This window comes from Flavobacterium gyeonganense (assembly GCF_029625295.1).
Lineage (GTDB): Bacteria > Bacteroidota > Bacteroidia > Flavobacteriales > Flavobacteriaceae > Flavobacterium > Flavobacterium gyeonganense.
Genome location: NZ_CP121112.1, coordinates 2,079,062 through 2,092,564, shown reverse-complemented (window position 1 = coordinate 2,092,564; position 13,503 = coordinate 2,079,062). Strand labels below are relative to the sequence as shown.

Sequence of the window (13,503 nt, the reverse complement as noted above, 5' to 3'; positions counted from 1 at the left end):
ATGAAGAAATTTTTACTATTCTTAACTTTATTTTACGGCTCATTACAATTACTCTATTCTCAGGATACAAATGAGAATGGAGTTGTTTCGTTTTCATTACCTGTCCGAAATTCATTAAAGTTTAATAGATATTTAATCAACCCAACATTTAGTTTTGTGCGTGAGCAAAACCCAATGATAAGTTTTTATAACAAAAGGCAATACATACAATTTGATGATGCTCCCAATACCTACCTTTTTAACTATTCAGGACGTTTAAAAGAAAATGATGCGTACGCCATTGGCTTATTTCAGCAAAATTATGGATTGATGACTGTTTTTGGAGGAGTTGTCAATTTTGCGCACAATATTGTTTTACAGGAAGACAGCAATTTAACTTTTGGATTAAATGTGGGTGCTTATCAGAGTGCCTTAAATAAAGGAAAAATAATTTCTGATAGCAGCATTGAAGGAGATTTCCCTTCAAATACTTTAATTGCTGTTAATCCCGGTATTAATTACGGAACCGCCTTTCTTGATTTTGGATTATCTATGAACAATTTGATTCTGTATAATTTTGCTTCAGGAATGATAAAAGAAGATCCCGAAAAAGCGATTCAATTACACGCTATGTATACAGGTTACATTAATAGCTACGGTTTTTTCGATCAAAGTAGATTTTCCGGTATTGTAAAAACAGAAATAAAAAAGGACAATACTATAATTTCAGGACTAGCAATGCTTACGATTCCACAAGGAATTTGGGCGCAAGCGGGTTATAATACTTTACATGGAGTTTCAGCAGGTTTAGGACTTAACATAACCCCTAATATCGCAATAGAATATAATTATGAAAGAGGTTTAGGAAATTTCACGAATTTAGGATCTTCTCATGAATTTGTAATTGCATATAAATTTAGAAACACAAATTACTATTATGGAGATGATGAGGAAGGCTCTCTTATAGATACGTCTAAACCAAAAGCAGTTATAGCTAAAAAATCACCAACTCCTATTACAAGAGTTGATGGAGCAGCAAAAGCAAAACTGGCTGCAGATGCTAAAGCTAAAGCTGATGCAGAAGCAGCGCAGGCAAGATTAGCAGCAGCTGAAAAAGTTAAGGCTGACGCTGAGGCTGCAAAAGCAAAATTAGCGGCTGATGCCAAAGCAAAAGCTGATGCCGAAGCACTAAAAATTAAATTAGCCGCTGAAGCAAAAGTAAATGTAGATGCTGAAGCAACAAAAGCAAAATTAGCGGCTGATGCAAAAGCAAAAGCTGACGCCGAAGCATTAAAAATAAAATTAGCTGCAGAAACAAAAGCAAAAGCTGACGCAGAGGCTGCAAAAGCAAAATTACTAGCTGATGCCAAAGCAAAAGCTGATGCAGAAGAAGCGAAACGCAAAGCTGAAGCAAAGGCAAAAACCGAAGCTGCAGATTTAGAATCTATTATTGCTGCAGATGCTAAAGCAAAAGCCGATTCAGATGCTTTACAAGCCAGATTAGCAGCCGAAGCCAAAGCAAAAGCTGCAGCAGAGGCTAAAACAAAAGCGGCAAAAGATGCTGCTATAAAAGCAAAAGCAGCTGCAGATGCAAAAGCAAAAGCAGCAGCATTAGCAGCAGAAAAAGAAAGATTAGCTGCTGAGGCAAAAGTAAAAGCAGATGCAGAAGCAAGACAGGCAAGAATTGCAGCTGAAGCAAAAGCTAAGGCTGATGCAGAAGCTCTCAAAATAAAATTAGAAGCCGAAGCCAAAGCAAAAGCCGATGCAGAAGCCATACAGGCAAAATTAGCGGCAGAAGCTAAAGCTAAAGCTGACGCAGAGGCAAAACTAGTAGCCGATGCTAAAGCGAAAGCAGATATGGAAGCCTTACAGGCAAAATTGCTTGCGGATGCTAAAGTTAAAGCTGATGCAGAAGCAACTAATAAAGCAAAAGCCGAAGCGGAAGCTAAAAAATTAAAACTAGCTGAGGAAGCTAAAGCAAAAGCCGATGCAGAAGCACTTCAGGCAAAACTAGCCGCCGATGCTAAAGCAAAAGCCGATGCAGAAGCATTGCAGGCAAAATTAGCCGCTGAAGCTAAAGCAAAAGCCGATGCAGAAGCATTGCAGGCAAAATTAGCCGCTGAAGCTAAAGCAAAAGCCGATGCAGAAGCACTTCAGGCAAAACTAGCCGCCGAAGCTAAAGCAAAAGCCGATGCAGAAGCATTGCAGGCAAAATTAGCCGCTGAAGCTAAAGCAAAAGCCGATGCAGAAGCACTTCAGGCAAAACTAGCCGCCGATGCTAAAGCAAAAGCCGATGCAGAAGCATTGCAGGCAAAATTAGCCGCTGAAGCTAAAGCAAAAGCCGATGCAGAAGCACTTCAGGCAAAACTAGCCGCCGAAGCTAAAGCAAAAGCCGATGCAGAAGCATTGCAGGCAAAATTAGCCGCTGAAGCTAAAGCAAAATCCGATGCAGAAGCATTGCAGGCAAAATTAGCCGCTGAAGCTAAAGCAAAATCCGATGCAGAAGCATTGCAGGCAAAATTAGCCGCCGAAGCTAAAGCAAAAGCCGATGCAGAAGCATTGCAGGCAAAATTAGCCGCTGAAGCTAAAGCAAAAGCCGATGCAGAAGCATTGCAGGCAAAATTAGCCGCCGAAGCTAAAGCAAAAGCCGATGCAGAAGCACTTCAGGCAAAACTAGCCGCTGAAGCTAAAGCAAAAGCCGATGCAGAAGCACTTCAGGCAAAACTAGCCGCTGAAGCTAAAGCAAAAGCCGATGCAGAAGCATTGCAGGCAAAACTAGCCGCCGAAGCTAAAGCAAAAGCCGATGCAGAAGCACTTCAGGCAAAACTAGCCGCTGAAGCTAAAGCAAAAGCCGATGCAGAAGCATTGCAGGCAAAACTAGCCGCCGAAGCCAAAGCCAAAGCTGATGCAGAAGCATTGCAGGCAAAATTAGCCGCCGAAGCTAAAGCAAAAGCCGATGCAGAAGCACTTCAGACAAAACTAGCCGCTGAAGCTAAAGCAAAAGCCGATGCAGAAGCACTTCAGGCAAAACTAGCCGCTGAAGCTAAAGCAAAAGCCGATGCAGAAGCATTGCAGGCAAAACTAGCCGCCGAAGCTAAAGCAAAAGCCGATGCAGAAGCACTTCAGGCAAAACTAGCCGCCGAAGCCAAAGCCAAAGCTGATGCAGATGCATTAGCCGCAGCAGCTCAAAAAGACGAAACTGCAAAAGAGCTTGATAACTTAACTCAATTGGTTGAAAATTCAGGTAAAGCTCAATCAGATTTAATTGCTCAGTTTAACGCTACTGTTGCTAACAAGCAAAAAGATCTGAATGATATGAAGGAAGAAAATGATTTGAGCGAAAAAGGAATTTATAAAGAACCTAAACCATTTAAGAGTGTTAGTGCTGAAAATGCTCAGATAGAATCTTTAAGAAGTCAAATAGCTGATGCAAACAGGGCTCAAAAGGATGCGATAGCTAATTTGACAAATTTATATAACGAAAGACTTAAAAAAAGTTCCTAATAAAAATGACGCTTTAAACAGGGCTTATTTAGAAAAAATCAATGAATTAAAAGCAGCTCAAATAAAAGCGGAACAAGATAATATAGCCTTAATTGCAAATTTAGAGCGTATTAAGACTGAGACTGAAATTGAGAAAAAACGTAGAATTAAACGTGCGGCTTATGAAAATGATGAAGGAAGATATGCACAGGATCTTGCGGCTCTTAAACGTATAAAAGAGACAACAAAAATAAGCAGTACGCCATTAACAGAAAGCGATTTTGATTTTGGTGAAGATCAGTCAAACATGCAGATAATTAAGAATATTAAAAATTCGGATAGTGGATATTATCTAATTATTGCAGTTCATAGCAGTGTTGAAAAACGAGATGAATTTTTGACAAAAGCTGTAGCAGCAGGACGATCAGATGTTAATTTCTTTTATAATGTGACGACAAGTAAATATTATATCTACTACGAAAAACATGAAGATTTATCCGGAGCAACTAAAGCATTAGAAGCAAAAGGAAACAAACCTTATAATAGCAAAATGGTTATTGTAAAAGTTGAAAATTAATAGAATAGCAATAAAAACTAGTATTACTTATAATATTGAGAGAAATACTAACAAAATAAATATTTTTAAAGTGCCAAAATTTTGTTTTTAACGCCCCTTAAGAATAAAATGAAGCCCCAAAAAAAGTAAATACCATGAAAAAACCTACGATTCTAAAAATTGCATTATTGTTTTTGTTCATTTTACTAAGCAATATTGGTTCTTCCCAGAATTTAAAACCTTTTGTTAGGCAGTATAATCAACAGTTGAAAGGAGATATCCTTGTAATTGGGAATAATATACTTAACAGACGTTCTGTAAGCAACAATGGTAATGTTACAAGCCCTAACACTGCTTATAATGGGACGGGTTTCAATGGTGATTTTGATATGCGCTATATTAATATCGACAATGGTGCTACTTCTGGAATTTTTAGTTCTAGTAGTGCTAATCTTACTGTACCAAATAATCAGGCTCCTGCAGATCCATGTTATAGAATTGCATATGCAGCTTTATATTGGTCAGGTACTTTAAAATCACCTGCAGACAGATCGAATATTAATAAGGTAAAAATCAAGGTACCTAACACTTCAAATAATTCTTATCAGGATATAACAGGTACAATTATTCACGATATCACAACTAGTGCTGGTGGTATTAACCCGGATAATACTCAGGCATATGCTTGCTTTGCCGAAATAACAAGTTTGCTAAGTCCTACAAATCCTAATGGAACATATACCGTTGCCAATGTAGTTGCAAGTCAGGGGTTCAATGGTGGGACAGGTAATTCTGCGGGTTGGTCTCTTTTTATTGTTTATGAAGATTCCAGTTTACCATCAAAAGCAATTTCTACATTTAATGGATTTACTGCAAGGGCACAAGGAGGCGGACCAAACAATACTGTGATTAGTGGTTTTACTACTATACCTACTGGTCCTGTTAAGGCAAGATTCGCATTTGCTGCTCTTGAAGGAGATTATGGTTACACAGGAGATTATCTTCAGATAAACGGAACTACGATCACACCAGCAAGAAGACCTTTACAAAATGGTCAAAATAATTTTTTTAACAGTTCGATAAATTCTCTAAATACATCTTTTACAGATAGAGTTCCAAATAGTACTAATACTTTAGGTTTTGACACCGGTGTTATTGATATAGACCCTTCATCTAATATTATTAAAAATAACGATACATCTGCGACAATAACTTTAGGTACGAGTAGTGATATTTTTATTTATTATTTTACAGCATTTTCTGTAGACATTATTGCCCCTAAAGTTATTTTGACTAAAGCAGTTAAAGATGCCAGTAATAATGACGCCAGTAACGCAGATGTTCATTTAGGTGATGTCTTAACATATGAATTAGGTTTCGAGAATGAAGGAAATGATAATGCAAGATCCTATGTAATAACAGACGAATTACCAATTAATACAGAATTTAATTTTCCAGCAGATATTCTTACATTGCCAACAGGGATGACAATGCCAACTACTGCTGCCGGTAATCAGTTTGTACAATATAATGCTACTACTAGAGTATTAACTTTTAATGTTCCTAATAATTTATTAAAAATAAACGATCCAAAATCACAAATTCGTTTTAAAGTTAAAGTAGTAGATGATTGTTCTAAGCTAACAAATGCTTGTTCGAATTTGATAAAAAATACGGCTTATTCAAATTATTTAGGAACTAATAATACTGGAACATTTAACGATCAAAGTTATACTTCAGTTGCAGGTTGTACTATTATACCTCAGTCTACCAATTTCTTGGTTGGTGTGGATGCCTGTAAAAACAGGAGGCAGGAATTGTGTGGTGCAAATATGACAATTTCCGCATCTGGCGGTTATAAATCCTATTCTTGGTCTACCAGTCCTACAGGATCACCGGTTATTGGAACTTCACAGACATTAACAGTAACACAACCGGGAACTTATTATGTTTATAATACAGCGAATCCTCCATGCGTCGATTTGCAGGAAATTATAACAGTAGAACCTTTTAATCAGTTTAAAACAAATCCGATAATTGAATATGCTGACAACAAAGAATCTAATGGAAGTATTATTGTTTGTCCGGATAATGGAAAACCACTTCCTAAAATTTTTCTTTGTGGCGCAAACGATTCAAGGTTATTAGATACAAAAATTACAGGAGCGACTAGTATAGTTTGGGAAAAGACAACTTGTCTTCCTCCGGCTGCCTTATCAGATTTATGCGCAAATGAAGGTTCTGCTTGCGAAAATCAATGGGTATCTGCAGGGCCTAATGGACCTACTTTTTTGGCGAATGCGGCAGGACAGTATCGAGTTACAATTAACTCTGGAATTTGTTTTAACCGTTATTATTTTAATGTTTACAAAAATGAATTAACGATAAATGAAACTCATAAAGACATTATTTGTAATAATAAAGGTAATATAACTGTTGATAAGTTAACAGGATATGAATATGTTTTAGCTAACGCCAGTGGAACAAATATTACTGGTTATCAGGATAGCAACGTATTTGATATTTGGAATGCAGGTACTTATATTGTTAAGTATAGACTTAAAGGTGTTGCGAGAACCTGTGAATATAAAACACATACTATTGAAATACGTCGAATTGATTTAAATGCCACAGTTGATAATCCTAATGTACATCCACTTTGTTATGGAGAAAAAGGAAGTATTCAGGTAAGTGCCAGTGATGGTCTTTCAGGATACTACTTTGCATTATATGATGTAGGAACACTTGTACAACAGGTAGGTCCGTTATCAAGCCGAGTTCATGAGTTTTCGAATTTGACTCCAGGTAAATATTATGAAGTTGAAGTAACTACAAGGGATGCCAGTAATAATGTCCAATGTAGACAGCGTGTTGGCAAATACATTAACGGAACAGCTTCTGACATACAAGTGACAGGACGTATTATAGAACCTTTGACCAGTTGTGGTCCGGGAAAAATTAAAGTTTCTGCTCAGCAAGGTAATTGGGGATTTTCTTTTTTTGTAAACGGATCAACAGAGCCTCAGGCATCTTCATTAAATGATAATACCGATCCAAATGCTATTATAATTTTAGCTTCAACACCAGGAGATTACACTGTTTTGGTACGTGATTCAAAACTTTGTACAAAAACAATTACTGTAAATGTTCCTGATAATACTAAACCAATTTACACTATTTCGCATACAAATAGTAATTGTTATGACGATCCAGCTCGTATAGATGTAAATTTAACTTCCGGAGGTAATGGATATTCAATAGAATATAGTATCAATAATGGTGGTACGTTCCAGTCAAGCCCTACATTTTTAAATTTAGCACCAGGTACTTATAATGTAGTAGTAAGATACGGTATCACTTTTACCTCTGAATGGAATGGACAACAAACCAAATTCTGTACCGATCCTGCTCAACAAGTTATTATATCAGGACCAACCTCAGCAGTAACTGCATCTGCAGGTGTTGCTGAATTGGCAGGTTGCGGACCTTTACAGGCAGGGCAGCCAACTGGATTGATAAGATTTACAAATGTAGAGGGAGGTTTAACACCTTACCAATATAGTTTTGATGGTGGTGTAACCTGGCAAGCTTCTCCTCAGAAGTATGTTGTTTCCTCAACAGTTCCTTATGATCTACGTGTAAGAGATAATAACGGATGTTTTTATAAAATTCCTTACAATGTTATTTTAGATCCTAAACCACAGGATCCATCTATTGATAATAACATTACTCCTATCTACAATTGTGATGGTTCGGCTACTGCAACTGTTGTGGTAAATACTCCTACGACGAGTAATGGGACTACCTATACTTATGAGTATTACATGAAAACGGGTTCAGCTGCACCTGTTGCAAATACTCCAATAACAAGTAATGTATTTCAAAATGTTCCTGCTGGAACTCATACTGTTATTGTAAAATATAACGTACAAACTGTTTCTACTTATAGTAATTTATTGCAGGAAGACTTTGGAAGAGGGGGTGATACTCAATCACCTGGTATTAATCCCGTTTATTGTTGGGAAAAACAGGATGGTAATACAGATGCATTTGCTAGTTGTCCAGCACTTGACGGTTGGCATTCATGGCTTTTAAATGATGGTGATTATGTGGTAACGAATGCATTATTACCAGATCATGATCCCGATTTTAGATGGATTTTGCCAAAAGATCATACTGCAGTATTAAATAATACACCAACAATAACTAATGGAAGATTTTTGGCTGTTAATATTGGTGAACTTCAAAAAGGAGCTGTTTTGTATAGTAAGACAATTAATGATATTTTGCCTAATCAAGATATGAGCGTGTCTTTGTATATGATTAATTTACTTAAAGCATCCAATGCTTTGGCATCTCCTCAGTTAACCGTAAGATTGGTTAAAAATGGAGTTGTAGTTGGAACGCCTATAGATTTTCCGTTAATTCCAAGAGATGAAAAATGGCATTCAACAACTGATTTGGCAGGAGGTCAAATTTTTAAATTAAATCCAGGAAATAATACATCTTTGGAGTTTCAAATTTTGTCTAATTTAGCTGAGATACAGGGTAACGACTTAGCTATCGATGACATTCTTGTTTATCAGATTCCAAAAGCCTGTGGAAACGAAATAGAAATTCCGGTTGTTATTAATACAAACGGAGCATTTAATGCACCTACACCAGGTACTCAGAACGCAAAATGTAGCACTTCAAATGATGGCAGTATTACCATCACTGCAACCAATTTTGACACTGCTGCAGGATTTTATTATTCAATAGATAATGGTGCATCGTTTATTAATTCTAAGACTTCACCTGTAACAATATCTGGATTAGGAGTAGGAGTTTATAAAGTAATTGTAAAAAACAATACTACTCCACAGGCTTGCTCATTTTCGTTTGATTCAGAAATTAAAGCACCTCAGGCAATATTGATTGTTCAGGTAGATAAAACAAATCCGACTTGTACTACAGCAGGAAATATTACGGTTACTACAGTTACAGGAGGTACAGGAAGTTATCAATATCAATTGAGTAATTCTTCAGGTATTGTTGCGCCATTTCAGACGAATAAAACGTTCTCTAATGTAGCTCAGGGTACATATACGATTCAGGTAAAAGATGCAAATGATTGTTTGTCTCCTGCATCAGCACCAATTACAATTACAAATCCAACCTCTCCAACAGCAATTCTGGCTGGAGCAACAGACTGGTGTCACACGCCATCTAATCCTGCAACTTTGGTTGTTACTGCTAGTGGAGGAGTAGGTCCATATACTTATAAATTAGATAATAATACTCCAATTACAACTAATACGTTCAATAATGTTGCACCTGGAACGCATACAATTGTAGTTACAGATAGTAATAATTGTACAGCAACAATTCCAAATATTATTATTGAAACACAATTGCAATTGAGTGCAACTTTGCTACAAGATTTAACATGTTTGGTTGATGCTTCAATTAATACAGCTGTAACAGGTGGTTATGCAGGACCTTATACTTATACCGTTTCTCGTAATAATGGTGCAGCAACGGCTGTTACTTCTTTTCCTTATACAGCTACACTTGCTGGGAATTATGTATTTACAGTTACAGATAGCAAAGGTTGTTCTGCAACAAGTAATACTATAGTAGTTTCTCCAAAAACAACGCCAACTTTAACAACTAATAAAACAGATATTACCTGTAACGATGCAAATAATGGTACTATTACTGTTACGGCTTCGAATGGTGCGACTACAGTTTATACGTATGCAATTAAATTAAGTTCTGCTGCTGCTTACACTACTCAGTCAACAAATCAATTTACCGGTTTGGCTGCAGGTACTTATAATATTAAAGTAATTGACAGTAAAGGCTGTGAATCTGCAGTAAGTAATGTTACGATAGTAAATCCAATAGCCGTTACAGGAAATATTGGCACTACTCCGTTAAAATGTAGTGCTTCCGGAACAGTTCCTGCAGTAGTTACGGTTACTGCTTCAGGAGGATCGGGATCTTACCAATATAGTTTTAATGGCGCATCTAATTTTACTAGCAGTAATACCTATTCAACTACTTCAGCCGGAACAGTAACTGCTTACATTAAAGACAGTAATAATTGTCAAATAGGACCATTATCTATAACGATTGGGATGTTAGAACCAATTACAGATATAACTATTGTAGATAATGGATATGATTGTTCAACTACACCTGTTGGAGGTCAGGTTGCTATTACTGCGGTTAAAACAGGTACATCAACCTCAATTAGTTATCAAATTATTTCAGGGCCAGCAGGATATAATACTGCTTCGAATTCTACTGGAATTTTCCAAGGTTTAGCTGCTGGAAGTTATGTTTTCCAGGCTACGGATACCCAAACGAATTGTACGTTTACAAAACCACATACTATTAGCGGAATTCCTGCTATTACAGCTGGAGGTTCTGTTACTGCACCAATTTCATGTTATGGAGGGACAGGTAATATTCAGTTTACAGTTTCAGGAGTTAGTACAAGTGGTTACGATTATGTTGTTAGAAACTCAGCAAATACAACAGTTGATTCTAAGACTAACCAAACAGCAAGTACCGTTAATTTGAATAATTTATCTGCGGGTAGTTATACCATTACAGTAACCGATATTAAGACAAAATGCCCGGCTACTTATAGCGTTACGCTTACACAGCCATCAGCAGTATTATCTATTACAAATGCTGTTGGTACCAATATAAATTGCAATAATGACAATTCACAAATAACGGTAACTGCTACAGGCGGTACACCGGCATATACTTATGCATATGCGATAAACCCATCTACAGTTCCTACATCAGCATATGCTTCAGGTTCAGTTTTCACGATTGATACAAATTCAGGAGCGAATTTGGCTTGGGATATTTATGTAAAAGATGCAAATGGATGTACTGCAAAAAGAACAGTTAATATCACACCTGACGGCACCCCATCATTAACTGTATCAGTAGACAACCAGTGTACGGGATCAGGCAGTGGCTTTACTATTACCGCTACGCCATCATCGACAAGTCTTGCTCCATTGAGCTATAGTATTGGTGGTGCTACTGGCACATTCCAGTCCAGTCCTGTCTTTACGGTTTCAGCAGGTACTTATACTGTTCATATTAAGGATGCCAACGGATGTGTTGTTCCATCATCAGCCGTTACGGTTTATCCACAGCTTACCGCTACATCAGCAGTAACCAGAGAGCTTAGCTGTTCTCCAACTACGCCAGAGGCCCAGATTACAGTTACGGCTTCGGGAGGCAGAACTTCTTATACTTATGAGGTTTCCACAAATGGAGGTACTTCCTACAGTGCTATGGCTACTAATGTCTATACAGCATCAGCATCGGGTACTTATACATTCAGAATTACAGATGCCAACAGCTGTACAGTTACCACTACCGCTACAGTGAATTCGATTTCAAGCCCTACAGTATCAGCTTCACAAGTGAATGCGAGCTGTAATGGAAATTCTAATGGTTCAGTTACCTTAACAGGATCAGGTGGTTCAGGCGGTTATACTTACAGTAATAACGCTACAAGCGGCTTTACAACCACAGCTACCTTTACAGGATTGGCAGCTGGTTCTTATACATTTTATGTAAAAGACAGCAAAGATTGTCCAGGTTCAGTTAATGTAACTATTACCCAGCCAACAGTCTTGACTACTACAGCCACTGCAGGTACTTTTAGCTGTAATTCGACCAATGTTAAGCAGTCTGCAACTGTTACGATCGATGTACCAACTACAGGAACTGCTCCATATACTTATAGTTTTGAGGGAGGTGCTTTTACAGGAACCAGAACATTCACGGTTTCCGATAATGGAACAGACCAAACGATACATTATATCGTAAAAGACAATAATGGTTGCACTTTCTCAGGATCAGTTGTTATCAACAGATTAAACGCGCCTGTAATTTCAGGTATTACCCATACCGATATTTACTGTACTCCAGCGTCTCGTACTACCAGTACCGTTACTGTTGCCAAGGCAGCAGGAACAGGAGTTGGAGCGATTACTTATGAGATTACGGCTCCTGCCGCTTCTGTGACTTCAAACAATACGGGTATTTTCACCGGATTGGCCGGAGGAGTTACTTATAGTTTCAAAGTAAGCGATGCGAGCGGTTGTTATGCTACAGGTTCTCACACAGTTCCTGTTGTTACACCAATTGCAGTGATTGCTACCAAACTAAATGATATTTATTGTAATGGAGGTTCTACAGGTTCTATCAGATATGATGTGAGCCAGTTTTCTTCTACTTACAGCTATAAAGTTAACACAGCTCCTGCAGTTACAGCTCAGAGTGCGGCTTCATTTACCCTGCCAAACCTTGGAGTAGGTACTTATGCTGTTGTTTTCACAGATGAGACTACAGGCTGTACATCATCTACTTCTATCACTATTACCCAGCCTAGTTTATTAGGAGCTACAGCTTCAAGGGTAAATGCGAATTGTAATGTTGCTACCTCTAAGGTTACAATAACCGCTACAGGTGGTACTCCAACATATACTTATGCTTATAAACAAGACGGAGTTGCTGCTGTGGCATCAGATTACGTTGCCAGCAACAGTGCGGATCTAAATCCGTCAACAAATGCCAACTGGGATGTTTGGGTTAAGGATGCCAATGGCTGTACATTTAAAGTGGATGTTGCTGTTGAAAGAGACAGTACCCCATCATTAACTGTATCAGTAGACAACCAGTGTACGGGATCAGGCAGTGGCTTTACTATTACCGCTACGCCATCATCGACAAGTCTTGCTCCATTGAGCTATAGTATTGGTGGTGCTACTGGCACATTCCAGTCCAGTCCTGTCTTTACGGTTTCAGCAGGTACTTATACTGTTCATATTAAGGATGCCAACGGATGTGTTGTTCCATCATCAGCCGTTACGGTTTATCCACAGCTTACCGCTACATCAGCAGTAACCAGAGAGCTTAGCTGTTCTCCAACTACGCCAGAGGCCCAGATTACAGTTACGGCTTCGGGAGGCAGAACTTCTTATACTTATGAGGTTTCCACAAATGGAGGTACTTCCTACAGTGCTATGGCTACTAATGTCTATACAGCATCAGCATCGGGTACTTATACATTCAGAATTACAGATGCCAACAGCTGTACAGTTACCACTACCGCTACAGTGAATTCGATTTCAAGCCCTACAGTATCAGCTTCACAAGTGAATGCGAGCTGTAATGGAAATTCTAATGGTTCAGTTACCTTAACAGGATCAGGTGGTTCAGGCGGTTATACTTACAGTAATAACGCTACAAGCGGCTTTACAACCACAGCTACCTTTACAGGATTGGCAGCTGGTTCTTATACATTTTATGTAAAAGACAGCAAAGATTGTCCAGGTTCAGTTAATGTAACTATTACCCAGCCAACAGTCTTGACTACTACAGCCACTGCAGGTACTTTTAGCTGTAATTCGACCAATGTTAAGCAGTCTGCAACTGTTACGATCGATGTACCAACTACAGGA

At 38.1% G+C, this 13,503-nt stretch carries 3 protein-coding genes (1 of these 3 running past the window's edge); all 3 read left to right on the top strand.

The window, feature by feature from the left end:
* Positions 1–3,483 (top strand): PorP/SprF family type IX secretion system membrane protein, encoded by a 3,483-nt coding sequence (locus P5P89_RS08960; RefSeq protein WP_278011615.1) that lies wholly within the window; start codon positions 1–3, stop codon positions 3,481–3,483.
* A gap of 286 nt (positions 3,484–3,769) precedes the next feature.
* Positions 3,770–4,039 (top strand): hypothetical protein, encoded by a 270-nt coding sequence (locus P5P89_RS08955; RefSeq protein WP_278011614.1) that lies wholly within the window; start codon positions 3,770–3,772, stop codon positions 4,037–4,039.
* Between the two features lie 134 nt (positions 4,040–4,173).
* Positions 4,174–13,503: the beginning of a T9SS type B sorting domain-containing protein gene (locus P5P89_RS08950; RefSeq protein ID WP_278011613.1), read on the top strand. 19,011 nt of this gene lie beyond the right edge of the window; 9,330 of the gene's 28,341 nt are visible here — the first part of the coding sequence; it begins with the start codon at positions 4,174–4,176; its stop codon lies beyond the right edge, outside the window.